This is a genomic window from Bradyrhizobium embrapense, assembly GCF_001189235.2.
GTDB lineage: Bacteria > Pseudomonadota > Alphaproteobacteria > Rhizobiales > Xanthobacteraceae > Bradyrhizobium > Bradyrhizobium embrapense.
The window spans coordinates 147881-164978 of the sequence record NZ_LFIP02000004.1 but is presented as its reverse complement, the minus strand read 5'-3'; the positions used below and the strand labels follow the sequence as shown (position 1 = coordinate 164978).

Sequence of the window (17098 nt, the reverse complement as noted above, 5' to 3'; positions counted from 1 at the left end):
CGATCGCCCGGCGGCCGGATCGGGCGGGTTCCAGCCGCCGAACCCCACATCAACCACGAGTGCCGAATTGCCTGTTTCCGACCAGACGCCGGTCGCCGTTTCCATCGTCGTGCCCGTGCGCAACGAGGCGGACAATATCGCGCCGCTGATCGCCGAGATCGCAGCCGCCCTCGACGGACGCTGGGCCTACGAGATCGTCTATGTCAATGACGGCTCGACGGACGCAACCGGCGAACGGCTGAGCGCGATCATGGCGCAGCGGCCCAATCTCCGGCAGCTCCGCCACGCGGTCTCATCGGGCCAGTCGGCCGCCGTGCGCAGCGGCGTGCGCGCCGCGCGCGGGGCGATCGTGGCTACGCTCGATGGTGACGGCCAGAACGATCCGGCCTTCCTGCCGAACCTGATCGCGGCGATCGAGAGCGGCCATGGCCGGGTAGGCCTCGCTGCGGGCCAGCGCGTCGGACGCAAGGACACCGGCTTCAAGAGGCTGCAATCGCGGATCGCCAACGCCGTGCGCGGCATCATCCTGCGCGACGGCACCCGCGACACCGGGTGCGGCCTGAAAGCGTTTCCGCGCGAGGTGTTTCTGGCGATGCCTTATTTCGACGGGCTGCATCGTTTCCTTCCGGCGCTGGTCCGCCGCGAGGGGCTCGCAATCGCCTATGTTGATGTCGTCGACCGCCCGCGCCATTCCGGCGTGTCGAACTATGGTTTCTTCGACCGGCTCTGGATCGGGATCATGGATCTCGCCGGCGTGTGGTGGCTGATCCGCCGCAAAAAGCCGACTCCGGTCGTCACTGAAGTGACAGGCACCGAAGTGCCGGTCGTGACCGAGGTGAAGTGATGCTGATTCAGTTCGGCCAGGCACTCAGCGCCTATTTCTACGAAGTGTTCGTCGCCAAGTTCGACTTCTGGCTGGCGTTCGGCCTCATCGCGCAATTGCTCTTCACCGCGCGCTTTCTTGTGCAGTGGATTTCCAGCGAGCGCGCCGGCCAGAGCGTGGTGCCGATGGCGTTCTGGTTCTTCTCGATGGGCGGCGGCTTGATGACGCTGATCTACGGGCTCGCCAAGCGCGAGCCGGTCATCATTATCGGGCAGGGGCTCGCGACGCTGATCTACATCCGCAACATCATGCTGATCATGAAGAACCGCGGACGGGCGTCGAAGACGATCGACAACCGAGCGTCGTGATCGTCGTGCGGCGAGCGGTATGATCGGCCTCCGCGCGATCTAGACCGATTCCAGCATTGGGCTCGGCCCAGCATCAATCGCGACCGAATCCGGGCCAAGGTCAAACAATCGCCCCAAGGCATATGGCATCTACGGTCCGCCGTGGGCGTGGCGGCATTCCGAGTCCGTGCCACAAGGGGATGAGGGGCGTCGATGAACGGCGGTGGCGAAGCGACGAAGGGTGGTTATCGATCGAGCGTCCGCGACGTCCCGCTGTTCGACCAGCCGCCGCTGACCGGCAAGCACGAACTGCCGGACCGGCGCGCAATCAGTATCCGCTGGATGGCGGGGACGATTCTGATCGGGGCCGCCGCCATCGCCTTGCTTGCTGGCGCACTTCGCGGGGCATTTGGCGATCACGCCCAATCGCTGTCTCGCCGGTCGTCTCACTGCCACGTTTCACGGGGCAGGTGGTCGACGAAGCGCGGCGCGGCGACCGCTTGGATCGGAGGCTTGGCGCGCAAGGCAATGCAACCGCTGTCAAGATCGAGCAGCTCAGCGATGCCGGCTCGGTCCGTCGATTCACCCGCGTGTCTGCGCGGCTTGCGGAGATCGATCCCGGGCCGCAACAGGACCGTCGTGCCGAAGCTCAGGGAGACGGTAAGGACGATCAGCGCGCGAGTTCGCCGCTGGAGTTGCCAGCCATCATACGGGCGGGTCCATTGCGCCCCGAGCTGCCCGGCGGCACCAGCGCCTATGCTGCGGATGAGGACGTGCCGCACCAGCCTTCTCCGATCGGTGAGGCGGTCAACGTTACCCGCCTTCCGAAGTCTCCTTCGACGTCGCATCGCCATCGGCACGTCATCATCGCCAGAGCCGGTGACACGCTGTTGGCCATTCTGCGGGCACTCACCGCGGCTGCGGAAGATGCACCGGCGATCCTTGCCGCTTTCCCGTCGCCTCGCGGTCAGGAAACGCTGTCCGGCGGCGAGAAGATCACGATCATCGAACAGGGCGAAGAGGCCGGGTCGCCGCGCGGCCGGGTCGCCAGAGTGTCAATCGAAAGAGCGGATTCCAGCGTGTCCGCCGTCGGTCGCACTGATGGCGGCCAGTACCAGGCGATCGTGCCGGAACAGCCGGATGTCGCCTCCTCGAACGGGTTGTTGCGTCAGTCGATCAACACCCAAGCCGCTCCAGGCGAGACGCTGCGTGATGGCCTTAGCGCGCTTGCACGCTCCAACCACGTCGACGAGGGTATCGTTGCTGAGCTGATGCGGCTTTGCGGCCGCGATTTCGATCTCGACGAGCCGCTCGGCGAGGCCGACGTCGCCAACCTCATCTATGCTCCCAACGACATTGGCCAGCCGGAGCTGGTCTTCATCGACTTGACGGCCGGCGGGCAGGCGCGCCGCTACTATCGCTTCACGGCGCCGGACGACGGCAGTTCGGATTTCTATGACGAGGACGGCCAATCCGTCACCAAATTCCTGCTGCGCAAGCCGGTCGTCAGCGGGCGCCTCGGCGACGGGTTTGGCTGGCGCATCCATCCGATTCTCGGCGACCGCCGCTTCCATGAGGGCGTGGATTATGCGGCGCCATATGGCTCGCCGATCGCGGCCGCGGGCGCCGGCGTCGTCGAGACCGAAGGCTACGAACGCGGCTACGGGAGATATATCCGCGTGCGTCACGATCGCGGCTACGAGACCACCTATGCCCACATCGCGAACATCCCACCGGGGCTCAAGATCGGAGACCGGGTTCGTCAGGGCGAGACGATTGCCTATGTCGGATCGACGGGGCTCTCGACCGGACCGCATCTCTATTACGAGGTGCGGATCAACGGCCGCAACGTCGATCCGCTGCGGATGAAATTGTCAGGCGGCCGGCTGCTGCAAGGCGATCTGCTCGGGGCTTTCGACCGCCAGCGCGACAGCATCAACCAGCTTGCCGCTGTCTCGGCCCTTCCGCATCCGCAGCCTGGCTCCGACCACCGGCCGCCGACGTAGTCTCGAACGCAAGTTTGATCACGGCCGCCCGGGCGCCGGAAGTTCCGCTGCGTCGACCGCATTCTCACGATCGGCGACAGTCTCGCCCGCGGCGTCGAGCACGGGATAAGCGACCGAGCAGATGTGCGAATGGATGCGGCGAAGGTCGCGCAGCACGTCGAGATGCAGCGAGGTGGTCTCGATGGTCTCCGGCCGGCCTTCGCGCAAGCGCTCCAGATGGCGCTCGACGGCGGCAAGTTCGGCCGCGCGCAGCGCCGCCTTCTCGGTCAGCAATTTACGCGCCTCGGCGGCGTCGCCCGACATGAACACGCCGAACGCGATCCGCAGCGAGTCGATCGTTCGCTTGTGGAATGCCGACAGCTCTTCGCCGCCTTCGGCCGAGAATTGCACGCGGTGCTTGATCTTCTTGGTCGCGAGCTCGCTCAGATTCTTGTCGACGATGTCGCCGATATGCTCGAGATTGATCGCGAACGCGACGATCTCCATGGCGCGCTGCCCCTCGCGCTCGTCCAGGCTGCCCCGGGTGAGCTTCGTGACGTAAAGCTTGATCGCCTCGTTCAGCCGGTCGACGGTGTTGTCCATCTTCGACACCTGGTCGACCAGCGCGCGATCGTTGGTCAGCATCGCTGCCATCACCTTGCGCAACATGGCCTCGGCGTGGTCGCCCATGTGCAGCACCTCGCGCGCGGCATCGGCGAGCGCGAGCGAAGGCGTCTCCAGCGCGCTCTCGTCGAGATAGCGTGGCCGCGACGGATCGGTCTCCTGCGCACGCTTGGGCAACAGGCGCTCGAGCAGACGCGCCATGTGGTCGAGCGCGCCGATGAACAGCAGCGCGGTCGCAACGTTGAAGGTGATGTGGAACAGCGCGGTCGCCTTGGCGAGGTCGGGCTGCCAGGCGTAAATCTGCTCGGTGATCGGGCGCAGGAACGGCACCACCAGCAGGATGCCGACGACACGGTTGACGAGGTTGCCGACCGGCAGGCGGTAGCTCGCCGGATTGTCGCGTCGCGCACCCTCCATCAGCGGATTGATGGCGCTGCCGAGATTGGCGCCGAGTACGAGCGCGAACGCGGCATAGGGCGAGACGAACTGCGAATAGGCGAGCGACATCACCAGCAGCACGCTGGCGACGCTGGAATGGACCAGCCAGGTCACGACTGCGCCGATCACGATGCAGAGCACGGGATCGCCGGTGATCGCGTTCAGGAATACCCGCACGCCTGGGGCATTCTCGGCCGGCACCATGGTGTCGAGCAGGATATGCAGCGCGAGCAGCATCAGGCCGAGGCCGATCGAGACGCGGCCGAGATCCTTGATCCGAGAGCGCGGCCCGCTGCGGAATGCGACGAGGCCTGTGATGAACAGCACCGGCGCCACGGCTGCGACGTTGAACGACAGCACCTGCACGATCAGTGTGGTGCCGATATTGGCGCCGAGCATGATCGCAAGCGCCGGCACCAGGCTGACGATCTCCTCGGCGGCGAAGGAACTGGTGATCAGGGCGGTCGCGGTCGAGCTCTGCAGCAGGGCAGTCAGGCCGAGGCCGGCGCCAAGGGCGGTGAAGCGGTTGTTCAGCGCCCTCGCCAGCAACAGGCGCAAATCGGGCCCGAAGGCCCGCAGAATCCCGCTGTGGACCATGTGTAGGCCCCATAGCAGGAGTGCGACGCCCCCCATCAGATCAAGCAGAACAAGACTTCCCATACTTCTCTGATATCCCGGCAAATTCGAGTCGAAGGGGTCACGCTATCGCCAAATGACCTGGGATCAACCCCTTTTTGTTCACGTTTGGAACTGGCTGGTGGAGAGGCCGGTAACGAAGGAGGTCCCCGATTGAGGCACCGGGGTCAGTGGCAACCTGGGCCCGGCTTCATGGTTCGACGACGACGAGGCGCGCCCGGTAAATGAATCTCGAACATGACCGATCAATTGCGATTGGTTCCGCTAGGCAGTTTCCAATCTTTCCTCGTTATGACGGTAGGAACGAGAGAGCTGTCCAGCCGAGAAGCTATCCAGAAAAGGGCTTGGGGATCAGGATGTTTGTCAATCGCCGCAAGAGCGAACGCCGTGAGTGCCGGAGCGTCGCCAAAATTCAATTGGGCGCAGGGTCGTTGCCGCGCGACTGCATGATCACCGATATCTCGGCCGGCGGCGTCAAGGTGATCGCTGAATATCTGGAGATTCCGCCGGAATTCACCATCATCCTGTCGAGCGGCAGTCCGCGCCAGTGCCGCCTGGCCTGGCGGATCGGGCACGAATTCGGCGCCCAGTTCGTCGACTGATCCAGCCGCCAGGTTGGCGGTTCGCGCCGCATCCGGCACCGCTTCTGGGCCGGATGACGGCGAGATGATGGCATCCTTAACCGGAACTTAGGGTTAAGCTGTGAGCATCCCGGAACCTTCGCTGTTCCGAGTCTCGTTGATGTCCGACAAATTACCCCGACCTTCAGGCCGCATGCACCGTCTCGCCAGCTCGGTATCTGCCGCGCTCCTGCTGATCGGGCTGTCCGCCTGTCAGACGTCGGGGCCATCAGATATCACTGGGTCATTGGGCGATACGGCGGAGTCTACGCCGGCGCCGGCCGATCCGCGGCGTGATATTGCGACCTACCACGAGCGCGTTCGCGCCAATCCGAAAGACACCGACGCCGCGCTGAAATACGCGCGGGCGCTGCGCGCCACCGGCCAGCGGGCGCAGGCGGTTGCCGTCATGGAGCAGGCGGTGCTGGCGCAACCCAGCAACAAGGCGCTGCTCGCCGGCTACGGACGGGCGCTCGCCGACAACGGCAATTTCCAGCAGGCATTCGACGTGCTCGGGCGCGCGCACACCCCGGAGGACCCGGACTGGCGCATCCTGTCGGCGCAGGGCGCCGTGCTCGATCAGCTCGAGCGCCACGACGAGGCCCGCCAGTATTACGCGAGCGCCTTGAAGATCGTGCCCGATGATGCGTCGGTGCTCTCGAATCTAGGCCTGTCCTATCTGCTGTCGAAAGACCTGCCGAAGGCCGAGGAAACGCTGCGCCGAGCCCGGGATCGCGCGACCGGCGACATGCGGGTGCGCACCAATCTCGCCGTCGTGGTCGGCCTGCAGGGCCGCCAGGCCGAAGCTGAAACCATCATGAAGGCCGATTTGCCGCCCGATCAGGGCTCAGCCAATGTCGCCGCGTTGAAGCGGCTGTTGGCGCGCAGGGATGCGAGCCGCACTGATACCGACAAGATCCCGGTCGCGGCCAGCGGCCGCGACTAGATCCATCAGGCCCCCAAATCACGGCCGCTAGCCGGCGACGCGGCGTCCATCGTTCCGGCTCGACCGCAGCTTCCGGAGGATCGGCGACAGGAACGACCCGCGCGATTCGGCGAGATCGGGGCGGCCGGTCAGGCGTTGCGCGATCTGCAGGAAGGTCCTGGTGGTGCGATGACGCGCGGAGACTTCCGCGATCATCTGGCCGTTGTTGGCGGCTTCACCGAACAGCCTGCAATCGAACGGGATGGTCGCGATCGGCTGGCTCTCGATCGTCTTGGCAAATTCCTTGACCTCGATCTCGGGGCGCTTCGACATGCCGACCTGGTTCAGGCAGTAGAGCGGCGGGCGGTCGTTCGGACGCGCGGCCTTCAACAGGTTCATCATGTTCTTGGTGTTGCGCATGTTGGCGAGGTCGGGCTCGGCGACGATCAGGATATCGTCGGCGCCGACCAGCACGCGTTTGGTCCAGGCGGTCCATTGATGGGGAACGTCGAGCACGATGCAGGACGTGGTCATGCGCATCGTATCGAAGATGGCATCGAAGGCTTCGGCGCCGAAATCGTAGACCTGATCGAGCGTGGCCGGTGCGGCGAGCAGGCTCAGGTGATCGCCGCATTTTGCCAGCAGGCGCTCCATGAAGGCGCTGTCCGGGCGCTCGGGCGAGAACACCGCGTTGGCAATGCCCTGCGTCGGATCCTGATTGTAGTCGAGGCCGGCGGTGCCGAAGGCGAGATCGAGATCGACAACGACCGAATCCAGCCCCAGGTCGCGCGCGATGGTCCAGGCGACATTGTGAGCAATGGTCGAGGCGCCAACGCCGCCCTTGGCACCCGCGACCGCGATCAGGCGACCCACGGAGACTGCTTCCGAGGACGAGAACAGGCCGCAGATCGAGCGCACGATGTCGAGCACCTTGACCGGTCCGATGACGTAGTCGTTGACGCCGCGCCGGACCAATTCGCGATATGGTGCGGTTTCGCCGGGCGCGCCGAGCACGACGACGCGGGTGCCGGGATCGCAGACCGTGGCAAGTTCGTCGAGACCGGCGAGCAAATCAATATCCGGCTCGCTCTCCAGCATGATGACGTTGGGCGTCGGCGCCTTGTGATAGGCGTCGACAGCGGCGGCGATGCCGCCCATATGAACTGAGAGGTGAGCCTTGGCGAGCCGGCGGTCCTCGGCGGCGGCACGCGCCGTCGTGGCGGTCGCGACGCTGGCGCAGAAGGCCTGCACGGAAATCCGTGGCGCCGGCGCGATGTGGTCGTTGGCGTGCTGTGGCTCGTCTCGTTGTTCAGTCATTTCCCGGCGTCGCTCAGCTTGGCTCTATCGGCTTCAGGGTAGGTGGTCGCGGTCGACTCGCCCTTGCCGTATTTCTGGAATGCGACCGACCGGCGCGGCGTGTAGGCTGCGGTTTCGGTCCGCGGCTGCTCGAGGTCGGACGGATTGGCGACCATCGCGGCAAGGTTGTGCTGCGTGGCACAGCCGAAATTGTCCCACTGCTTGTTCTCGTTGTAGCTGGGATTGTAGATCGAGGGACCAAGGTCGCTCGGCCACAGGCCGCAGGGCCCGGCGACCGCGGCCATCTTCGGATAGCTGAGGCGAATCGTCGGCAGCGCGCGCGGATCGTCGACGCGATAGGAGCGCCTGACGATGGCGTGGGCAGGCACGCCCATCGAGGCCAGCGCGCCCCGGATCTCCTGATACACCGCCTGCGCCGAGCGTGCGTTCGAAGTGTCGGCCGGCACGTCGATCGCGATCGCGCCGGTGCCCTCGCGGCGCCAGGTGCGGGCCAGTCCCATCACGTCGTCGCGCTGCGCTTCGGTGAGATTGCCGCGGGCGCGGCCCACGAACACGACGATCGACTGCTCACCCTCGGTGACCGCGATCGGATGCCGTTGCCGGTAGTCGTCGGGTACCGTGCCGGTGGCAATATTGTCGCCGGTCAGGTTGCAGCCGCCAACCGCGATCGCGGTGGCGAGGAGGGCGCCGGACAGCGACAGCGTCCTCGCATGACCGGCTCGTGTGTTGCGTGTCATCATGGTATCCCCCAAACCCTTCAGCGCCTCAGTCGATGATGAAGCCGAAATTAACCGGCGTGGCGCCGATCGGCTCGGCACGGGCGGCAACGCCGTAGATTCGGTTGACTCGGGCCAGCAGCGCCGACTGCGCGTCGGAGGCCGGGGCGAACCCGTCATCGGGACGGGACAGTTCCTTCTGTGCAACCGCGCGCACCACATAGGGCGTCACGATGACCATGAGCTCGGTCTCGTTGTTGACGAAGTCCTGGCTCCTGAACAGCTGTCCGAGAACCGGGATCTGATCGACGCCAGGCATTCCGTTGATGGCCTGCTTGGTCTGCTCCTGGATCAATCCGGCCATCGCGATCGAGCCGCCGGAGGGTACTTCCAGCGTGGTGTCGGCGCGGCGGGTCTTGATCGAGGGAATGGTCGTGCCGCCCTGGCCGCCGGTCAGCGCGTTGTCCATAGAGACTTCGGAGACCTCGGTCATCACCTTCAGGCTGATGCGCCCCTCGGACAGTACCACCGGAGTGAAGTTGAGCGAGATGCCGAACTTCTTGAAGCTGACGGTCTGGACGCAATTGCCGATCGTGCCCGACGTCGTCGTCTGACAGGTGACTCCGGTCGGAATTGGAAACTCGCCGCCTGACACGAAGGTCGCGGACTCGCCGGAGATCGCCGTGAGATTGGGCTCAGCCAGCGTCTTCACGACGCCCGCGCTTTCCATCGCGCGCAGCGTCGCGGTGACGGTCGGCATGCCGAGCTTGTTCAAGGCCGCACCGGTCAGCCCGTTGTTGCTGGCGAGCGGTCCGTTGTTGGCGGTGAAGGCGTTGGCGTTGTTGAAGACCACTGCGGCGGTGCCGTAATTCATGTTGGCGCTGAGATCGACGCCGAGCTGCTTCACGACGTCGCGCCGCACTTCGGCGACGGTGACCTTCAGCATCACCTGGTCGCGGCCGCGCACCACGATGGAGTTGACGACCTTGTCGGGGCTGCCGACGAGCTTGGCGGCGATGTCGCCGGCCTGCTGGGCCTCGACCGGGCTTGCCACCGTGCCGGTCAGCACCACGCTCTCGCCGACGCCCTCGATCTGGACGCCGGGCAGCATCTGCTTCAGTGCGGCACGCATGCCGTTGAGATCGCGCTTGATCGCGATGTCGTAGGAAGCGACCTGGTTGCCGTCGGCGTCGAAGAACACCACGTTGGTCTGGCCGACCGCCGCGCCGATGATATAGGCGCGCTGCGCCGAGCGGATCACGGCGTTGGCGATCTTGGGATCGGCGACTAGGACGTCCTTGGCCTCGCGCGGCAGGTCGACCACCACCGACTTGCCGACGCCGAGCGAGACGAAGCGCGTCTTGGCGGCGATGCTGCTGGTCACCGCGACGTCCGCGTTCTTGTCGGGATCGGTCGCGCTGGCGAGGGCAGGGATCAGCATCAGGGCGGTGACCGCCGAGAATGACAGCGAGCGGACCAGTGTGGACCGCCTCGCCAGTTGTTGCGCGCCAATTGTCATATCGAAGCCCCCATCACTTCTGTGTCGTCTGAGAACTCGGGATGCCGAAGCGCACCACCTTTATGCTCTCGCCCCGCTTCGGGGCCTGGTCTCTGGTCTCGTCGGTTTTCTCGTTGACGTCCGCGATGCTGCGCAGCGCCAGCGCCAGCGTGCCGCTCTGCCGGGCCCGCGCCAGCGTCTCGGCCTGTTCGGGCTTGAGTTCGAGGGTCACGGTCTTGCCGATGAGGGAGTTGTTGCCGTCCTTCTCCTTCGGCGCCTGGTCGATCGCCAGCACGCGGACGTTGGACAGCAGGATTTCGGTGGTGATGATGTCGCGGCTGCCCTGCTGCTGATCGGGATTCTTATCGCGTCGTGACAGGATCACGTCGACGCGGTCGTTCGGCAGGATGAAGCCGCCGGCGCCGGTTTCCGGCGAGATTTCGGTGGAGATCGCGCGCATGCCGGAGGGCAGGATCGCGGCCATGAAGCCGCTGCCATTGGCCTTGACCAGCTTTTGCTCGCGGATCGGCTCGCCGACGATAAAGGGAGCGCGTGCGATCGAACCGATGACGTCGTTCATGGCGTCGGCATTGGTGTCGTGGCGGATGAACGCGCTGCTCGCGGTCTCGGCCGGCCAGCGCTGCCACTGCACGTCTTCAGGCTTGACCGACTGACCGAGCCCGATGTCGGACTTCGCCACCAGCACCTCGACTGTCGGCAGCTCTACCACTGGCGGCGCGACCGGCGCCGGTTTGCGATCGCCAACGCTCGCCAGATACATGGCCGCGAGGCCTGCGACGCCGGCGATGCCGAGGACCACGATGCGTGCCGTCTTCATGCTGCTGTCTGAATGCCCTTAACGCAGGGCAGTCACGTCCTTGCGGCACTGACAGCCCTTCCCGGGAGCATCACTACGGCCGCAAAAGTATAAGGGAACTTGATGGAAGGTCCGGACAATTAAGGGATTGGTGGGGATGGTGAACGGCGGGTTATCATCGCCACCGCATCTCCGCAGAATCCCGGAGATCGTGCGTGCGCAGCGCGTGCGACATTGGTCGCAGCGCGGCGGCGTAGCGTCTTGCCCGGTCGGTCGTGGTTAATGTTGCCTAATGCACAGGGCCGCGGGGAGGGATCAGAGCGCGGCCTTCAACGCGGCAAAACCGCGATCGAGATCGGCCTTGAGGTCGTCGACATTCTCGAGCCCGATATGGAGCCGCAGTGTCGGCCCGCCCGGCGACCATTTGGTCGCGCTGCGATAGTCGCTGCAGTCGAACGGGATGGCGAGGCTTTCGAAGCCGCCCCAGGAAAACCCCATGCCGAACAGACGGAGCGCGTTGAGCATCGCATCGACCGCAGTCTGCGGCACCGGCTTCAGCACAATGCTGAACAGGCCGGAGGCGCCGGTGAAGTCGCGCTTCCAGATCGCATGCCCGGGATCGGCCTCCAGGCCAGGGTGCAGGACGCGAGCGACCTCGGGCCGCGCGCCAAGCCAGCGTGCGATCTCGAGCCCGGAACGGTGGTGCTGCGCCAGCCGCACCGACAGCGTGCGGACCCCGCGCAGCGCGAGATAGACGTCGTCCGGGCCGGCGCAGACGCCGAGCAGGCGGATCGCCTCCTGAATCAGCGGCCAGGCCTTGGCATTGGCCGCGATGGTGCCGAACATGATGTCGGAGTGGCCGCCGATATACTTGGTGCCCGCCTGCATGCTGATGTCGACGCCCTGGTCGAGCGAGCGGTGATAGAGCGCGGTCGCCCAGGTGTTGTCGTCGATCACCAGCGCGCCGCGGGCGTGCGCCACGGCCGATATCGCGCGGATGTCGGGCATCTCAAAGGATTGCGAACCGGGCGCCTCGACCAGCACCGCGCGGGTGTTCGACTTGAACAGCGTCTCGATGCCGGCGCCGATCAGCGGATCGAAATAGCTGGTCTCGATGCCGTAGCGCTTCAGCATGTTGTCGCAGAAATTGCGGGTCGGCCGATAGGCGTTGTCGCACACCAGCAGGTGATCGCCGGCCTTCAGCACGGCGAGCAGCGTGGTGCTGATCGCAGCCAGCCCCGACGGGGCGAGACCGACGCCGGCGCATTGCGGGCCTTCCAGCGCCATCAGCGCGTCCTGGAGCGCCCGCGTGGTCGGGCTGCCATGGCGGCCATAGGTAAATTCGGCGCGATGGGCGTGGAGGTCCTCGGCGGTCGGATAGAGCACGGTCGAGCCGTGAAACACCGGCGGATTGACGAAGCCCTTCTGGGCCTTGGTGTCGCGGCCGGCCGTGACCAGGCGGGTTGCGGCATCTTGCGGGTGGGAGGACGTGGAGCCGTCGGAGGAGGTCATGGTTTGCTGCCGTTGGACTTTAGACTTTTTGCCGCAGTCATAGCGCGTCGGGAAGCAGGGCTAGGCCGGGAGGTGTTACTAACAAGAGGTAGAAGACATGCGTCAACCCCTTGACCCGGCTCGTCAGTCACTATGTGATGCGCCGCAACTACCAGTCGCCGCACGTTGAGGGGCCTGCCGCGACCTAAGATCCGTTGCCTGGCCGGTTTGCACGTCGAACTGACGGTCAGATCAGCATTTTTTGCTGCAGGGGATCATTGGGATGGCCCGTGAATGCGAGGCGATCACAAAGCAAACGTCCAACGGACGACCCTGAAAGGCCTGCCCCATGAAACGCGTATCCCTGGCTGTCATCCTTGCCGCTGCCGCTGCCTTGTCGGTCCAGTCGGCCTCGGCGCAAACCCTCAAGACGGTCAAGGACCGCGGCCAGCTGTCCTGCGGCGTCAGCCAGGGCCTGCCTGGCTTTTCATCGCCGGACGACAAGGGGAACTGGACCGGGATCGACGTCGACGTGTGCCGAGCCATTGCCGCGGTGGTGCTCGACGACCCGACCAAGGTCAAGTTCGTGCCGCTGTCGGCCAAGGATCGCTTCACGGCGCTGCAGTCCGGCGAGATCGACGTGCTGTCGCGCAACACCACCTGGACGGTATCACGCGACACCTCGCTCGGCGCCAACTTCACCGGCGTGACCTATTATGACGGGCAGGGCTTCATGGTGAAGAAGTCGCTCAAGGTCAATTCGGCGCTCGAATTGAACAGCGCGTCGGTCTGCGTGCAGACCGGCACCACGACGGAGCAGAACCTCGCCGACTTCTTCAAGGGCAACAACATGAAGTACGAGGTGATCGCATTCGGCAGCATCGACGAAGCTGTCAAAGCCTATGAATCCGGGCGCTGTGACGTCTTCACCGACGATGCCTCCGGGCTCTATGCCAGCCGCCTGAAGCTCGCGAACCCCGCCGACCATATCGTGCTCCCGGAAATCATTTCCAAGGAGCCGCTGGGGCCGATGGTGCGCCACGGCGACGACCAGTGGTTCGACATCGTGAAGTGGACGCTGTTTGCGATGATCAATGCCGAGGAACTCGGCATCACCCAGAAGAATGTCGACACGATGCTCAAATCCGACAAGCCGGAGATGAAGCGGGTGCTCGGCACCGACGGCAATCTGGGCGAACAGCTCGGCCTGACCAAGGACTGGGTCGTTCGCATCGTCAAGGCGGTCGGCAATTACGGCGAGGCTTTCGAGCGCAATGTCGGCACCGGCTCGCCGCTCGGCATCGCCCGCGGCGTCAACAATCTCTGGAACAAGGGTGGAATCCAGTACGCGCCGCCGATCCGCTGATCGGTCCGGCTGCCGCGATGAGCATCGCGCCCCGCAAACCACCGCTGCAATTTGCCCTCAGGCTGAAGCGTGCGCTTGGCGGCAAGACCGGCTGGAACGGGTTGGCCGCCCAGATTGCTTTCGCCGCGATCCTGGCCTGGATCGCCTACGAGATCGTGGCGAATGCGCGGACCAACCTGGAGACCCAGCACATTGCGTCGGGCTTCGGCTTCCTCAACTACAATGCGGGCTTTGACGTCAATCTGAGCCTGATCGCCTACAACAATTCCGACACCTACTGGCGGGTGTTCTTCGTCGGCTTGTTGAACACGATTCTGGTCTCGGTGATCGGCATCGTGTTCGCCACCGTGATCGGCTTCGTCGTGGCGCTGTGCCGGCTGTCGCCGAACTGGCTGCTGTCGCGGATCGGCGGCATCTATGTCGAGATCATCAGGAACTTGCCGGTCTTGTTCCAGATCCTGTTCTGGTACCTCGCAGTGCTCGCGGCGCTGCCGGCGCCGCGGCAGAGCATCTCGATCTTCGGTATGTTCTTCCTCAACAATCGCGGCCTGATCGTGCCGCAACCCGTCAGCGAGCCCGGCCTCTACCCGTTCCTGGCCGCGCTCGCGGTCGGCATCGTCGCGGCGCTGGGCTTGCGGCACTACGCGCGGCGGGCCTTGTTCCAACGCGGGCAGATGATCCGGATCTGGCCCTATGTGCTGGTTGGCCTGGTCGGTCTGCCGCTGGTCTCGGTGCTGATCTTCGGCGGGCCGTTGAAGTTCGAGTTGCCGCAGCTGAAAGGCTTCAACTTCGCCGGCGGTGCGCGGATCATCCCCGAATTCGTTGCGCTGACGGTTGCGTTGTCGACCTACACGGCGGCCTTCATCGCCGAAATCGTCCGCGCCGGCGTCATGTCGGTCCACAAGGGACAGATGGAGGCGGGCTCCTCGCTCGGCCTCAGCCGCGCCGCGACGCTGCGGCTGATCGTGGTGCCGCAAGCGATGCGGGTCATCGTCCCGCCGCTGACCAGCCAGTACCTCAATCTCACCAAGAATTCGTCGCTGGCGGTGGCGATCGGCTATCCGGACCTGGTCTCGGTGTTCGCCGGCACCGCGGTGAGTCAGACCGGGCAGGCGATCGAGATCATCGCCATGACGATGGGCGTCTATTTGCTGCTCTCGCTGACGACGAGCGCGCTGATGAGCGTCTATGGCTGGCGCATCAACCGGAGCATGGCGGCATGACCGATCTGTCCGCCTCGTCCTTTGTCCGGCAGGATCTGGTCGCCGAGCGTGCAGCGCCGGCCAAGACCGCCGGCCTCATCGGCTTCCTGCGAACGCGGCTGCTGAATTCGCCCGGCAACATCCTGCTCACGGTGCTCGGGCTGTTGCTGGCCTGGTACATCGTTGTCCCGACGTTCAAGTTCCTGCTGGTCGACGCGGTCTGGTCCGGCAAGGATCGCACCGCTTGCCTCACCGAAAAGGCGGGGCACGAGGTCGGCGCCTGCTGGCCCTATATTCAGGCCAAGCTGACGCAGCTGATCTATGGCTTCTATCCGGAAGCCCAGCGCTGGCGGGTCAATCTGACCTATGGGCTTGGCGCCGCGTTGTTGCTGCCGCTGCTGATGCCACGCCTGCCGGCCAAGGGCATCAACTCCGGCCTGTTCTTCTTCGCCTTTCCGGTGGTGGCGTTCTTCCTGCTGCATGGCGGCGGCATCGCCGGCTTCGGCGTGAGCTGGACCGCCGGCGTGTTGCAGCTGTTCGAGCAGAGCATCGGCGGCGCCGGCGATCTCCTGGTCAATCTCAGCAAGAGTTCGGCGATCGCGCCGCTGCCGTGGGTGCTGGGCAAGCTGCTCGTCCTGGTCGGCCTTCTGATCCATTGGCTGATCTTTCCGCTGGCCTGGCTGCGCGACCAGTTGCAGCTCTCGTCGCTGCCGGTCTGGGGCGATTTCCTGGTCACCGCCGTGATCGTCTCCGCCGTGCTGTTCGTGCTCGGAGGCGGTGTGCAGACCGGCCGCAGGGCATTGATCGGCAGCCTGCTGAGCTTTGCCGGGATCGCCGTCGGCATCAAGCTGATGGGGCTCGACCGCGGCGGCTTTCCCATCGTCGATACGCGACTGTGGGGCGGCCTGCTGGTGACGCTGGTGATCGCGATCACCGGCATCGTCGCCTCGATGCCGATCGGGATTGCGCTCGCGCTCGGCCGCCGCTCCAGCATCCCGCTGATCCGGATCTTCTCGATCGCCTTCATCGAATTCTGGCGCGGCGTGCCGCTGATCACGGTGCTGTTCTTCGCGACCTACATGCTGCCGCTGTTCGTGCCGGGCAATTTCGCCGTCGACGGCCTGTTGCGTGCCCTGATCGGCGTCGCGATCTTTACCGGCGCCTATATGGCTGAGGTGATCAGGGGCGGGCTGGCGGCGGTAGCGCGCGGCCAGGCGGAGGCCGCATCGGCGCTCGGCCTGTCCTGGTGGAAGACGACGTCGCTGATCGTACTGCCGCAGGCGCTGCGCTACGTTATTCCCGGCATCGTCAACAGCTTCATCTCGCTGTTCAAGGATACCTCGCTGGTGTCGATCGTGGCGCTGTTCGATCTGTTGGGTTCCCTGAGGGCATCGTTCTCCGATCCGAACTGGTCGACGCCGACCACGGCCTTTACCGGCTTTGCCTTTGCAGGAATGATCTATTTCGTGTTCTGCTTTGGAATGTCGCGCTACTCGCTGTTCGTCGAAAACCGGCTCAACGCTCACCGCCGCCACTGAACAAGGTCACCATGTCCACAACCCCGATCGTCAACATTTCCACGCTCAACAAATGGTACGGCGACTTCCACGTGTTGCGCGACATCAACCTTGAGGTCGGCAAGGGTGAGCGCATCGTGATCTGCGGCCCGTCGGGCTCCGGCAAGTCGACGCTGATCCGCTGCATCAACGCGCTGGAGGAATTCCAGGAAGGCGAGATCGTGGTCGACGGCATCGAGCTCGGCCCGAATTTGCGCCGGGTCGACGAGGTCCGCCGCGAAGTCGGCATGGTGTTCCAGAGCTTCAACCTGTTCCCGCATCTCACCGTGCTCGACAATTGCACGCTGGCGCCGATCTGGGTGCGCAACATCCCGAAGAAGGATGCCGAGGCGACCGCGATGAAGTTCCTCGAGCGGGTCAAGATCCCGCATCAGGCCAAAAAGTTTCCCGGCCAGATGTCGGGCGGTCAGCAGCAACGCGTCGCGATCGCCCGCGCACTGACCATGAACCCGAAGGTGATGCTGTTCGACGAGCCGACCTCGGCGCTCGACCCGGAGATGGTCAAGGAAGTGCTCGACACCATGGTCGATCTCGCGAGGGAGGGCATGACCATGCTGGTCGTGACCCACGAGATGGGCTTTGCCCGCGAGGTCGCCAACCGCGTCGTGTTCATGGACGCCGGTCAGATCATCGAGTCGAACACGCCGCAGGAATTCTTCGCCAACCCGCAGCATGCGCGGTCGAAGCTGTTCCTGAGCCAGATCTTGCGGTGATTT

Annotated in this window: 15 protein-coding genes; 9 read left to right on the top strand and 6 right to left on the bottom strand. The window is 64.9% G+C overall.

What is annotated here, in order from left to right; translation table 11 throughout:
- Positions 1–67 precede the first annotated feature (67 nt).
- Genes AKN83_RS19605 through AKN83_RS40870 form a run of 3 tightly spaced genes read left to right on the top strand, consistent with a single transcriptional unit; the run spans position 68 to position 3176 of the window.
- The gene (locus tag AKN83_RS19605; protein WP_050405697.1) at positions 68–844 is read left to right on the top strand and encodes a glycosyltransferase family 2 protein; all 777 of its coding nucleotides are present in this window, start codon (positions 68–70) and stop codon (positions 842–844) included.
- The gene (locus tag AKN83_RS19600; RefSeq protein WP_050405698.1) at positions 844–1191 is read left to right on the top strand and encodes a lipid-A-disaccharide synthase N-terminal domain-containing protein; all 348 of its coding nucleotides are present in this window, start codon (positions 844–846) and stop codon (positions 1189–1191) included. Before AKN83_RS19605 ends, AKN83_RS19600 begins: the two co-directional genes overlap by 1 nt.
- 56 nt (positions 1192–1247) lie before the next feature.
- The gene (locus AKN83_RS40870; protein WP_157113471.1) at positions 1248–3176 is read left to right on the top strand and encodes a M23 family metallopeptidase; all 1929 of its coding nucleotides are present in this window, start codon (positions 1248–1250) and stop codon (positions 3174–3176) included.
- A gap of 18 nt (positions 3177–3194) precedes the next feature.
- Here AKN83_RS40870 and AKN83_RS19590 read toward each other — a convergent pair whose 3' ends face one another.
- Positions 3195–4877: a Na/Pi cotransporter family protein gene (locus AKN83_RS19590; protein ID WP_050405700.1), complete on the bottom strand. Its 1683-nt coding sequence runs from the start codon at positions 4875–4877 to the stop codon at positions 3195–3197.
- 332 nt (positions 4878–5209) lie between these two features.
- Here AKN83_RS19590 and AKN83_RS19585 point away from each other — a divergent pair, with 332 nt between their 5' ends.
- Positions 5210–5455, top strand: coding sequence for a PilZ domain-containing protein (locus AKN83_RS19585; RefSeq protein WP_050405701.1), 246 nt, complete (start codon positions 5210–5212; stop codon positions 5453–5455).
- A 139-nt stretch (positions 5456–5594) separates the two neighbouring features.
- Positions 5595–6419, top strand: coding sequence for a tetratricopeptide repeat protein (locus tag AKN83_RS19580; protein ID WP_083992140.1), 825 nt, complete (start codon positions 5595–5597; stop codon positions 6417–6419).
- Positions 6420–6446: 27 nt separating this feature from the next.
- On the opposite strand, the gene AKN83_RS19575 is transcribed toward AKN83_RS19580, so the two are convergent.
- The 5 genes from AKN83_RS19575 to metC all read right to left on the bottom strand — a co-directional run bounded on the left by AKN83_RS19575 (position 6447) and on the right by metC (position 12258).
- A complete protein-coding gene (locus AKN83_RS19575) occupies positions 6447–7715 on the bottom strand; it encodes a CpaE/TadZ family protein (RefSeq protein ID WP_050405703.1) in 1269 nt (422 codons plus the stop codon).
- Positions 7712–8452, bottom strand: coding sequence for a CpaD family pilus assembly protein (locus AKN83_RS19570; protein WP_050405717.1), 741 nt, complete (start codon positions 8450–8452; stop codon positions 7712–7714). The genes AKN83_RS19575 and AKN83_RS19570 overlap by 4 nt, the downstream gene beginning before the upstream one ends.
- A gap of 28 nt (positions 8453–8480) precedes the next feature.
- The gene (locus AKN83_RS19565) at positions 8481–9950 is read right to left on the bottom strand and encodes a type II and III secretion system protein family protein (RefSeq protein WP_063695432.1); all 1470 of its coding nucleotides are present in this window, start codon (positions 9948–9950) and stop codon (positions 8481–8483) included.
- 13 nt (positions 9951–9963) lie between these two features.
- Positions 9964–10767, bottom strand: coding sequence for a Flp pilus assembly protein CpaB (gene cpaB, locus AKN83_RS19560; protein ID WP_050405704.1), 804 nt, complete (start codon positions 10765–10767; stop codon positions 9964–9966).
- A gap of 294 nt (positions 10768–11061) precedes the next feature.
- Complete coding sequence (metC, locus tag AKN83_RS19555) at positions 11062–12258, bottom strand: cystathionine beta-lyase (RefSeq protein WP_050405705.1); 1197 nt, start codon at positions 12256–12258, stop codon at positions 11062–11064.
- Between the two features lie 328 nt (positions 12259–12586).
- On the opposite strand from metC, the gene AKN83_RS19550 reads away from it, so the two are divergent.
- The 4 genes from AKN83_RS19550 to AKN83_RS19535 are packed head-to-tail and all read left to right on the top strand — an operon-like array spanning position 12587 to position 17095.
- The gene (locus AKN83_RS19550; RefSeq protein ID WP_050405706.1) at positions 12587–13603 is read left to right on the top strand and encodes an amino acid ABC transporter substrate-binding protein; all 1017 of its coding nucleotides are present in this window, start codon (positions 12587–12589) and stop codon (positions 13601–13603) included.
- Positions 13604–13620: 17 nt separating this feature from the next.
- Positions 13621–14826 carry an amino acid ABC transporter permease gene (locus AKN83_RS19545; protein ID WP_050405707.1) on the top strand — a complete coding sequence of 402 codons (1206 nt, stop codon included), beginning with the start codon at positions 13621–13623 and terminating at the stop codon, positions 14824–14826.
- Entirely contained in the window at positions 14823–16343 is a 1521-nt protein-coding gene (locus tag AKN83_RS19540; RefSeq protein ID WP_050405708.1) for an amino acid ABC transporter permease, read from the top strand. Before AKN83_RS19545 ends, AKN83_RS19540 begins: the two co-directional genes overlap by 4 nt.
- 11 nt (positions 16344–16354) lie before the next feature.
- Entirely contained in the window at positions 16355–17095 is a 741-nt protein-coding gene (locus AKN83_RS19535; RefSeq protein WP_050405709.1) for an amino acid ABC transporter ATP-binding protein, read from the top strand.
- The last annotated feature ends 3 nt before the right edge of the window (positions 17096–17098 follow it).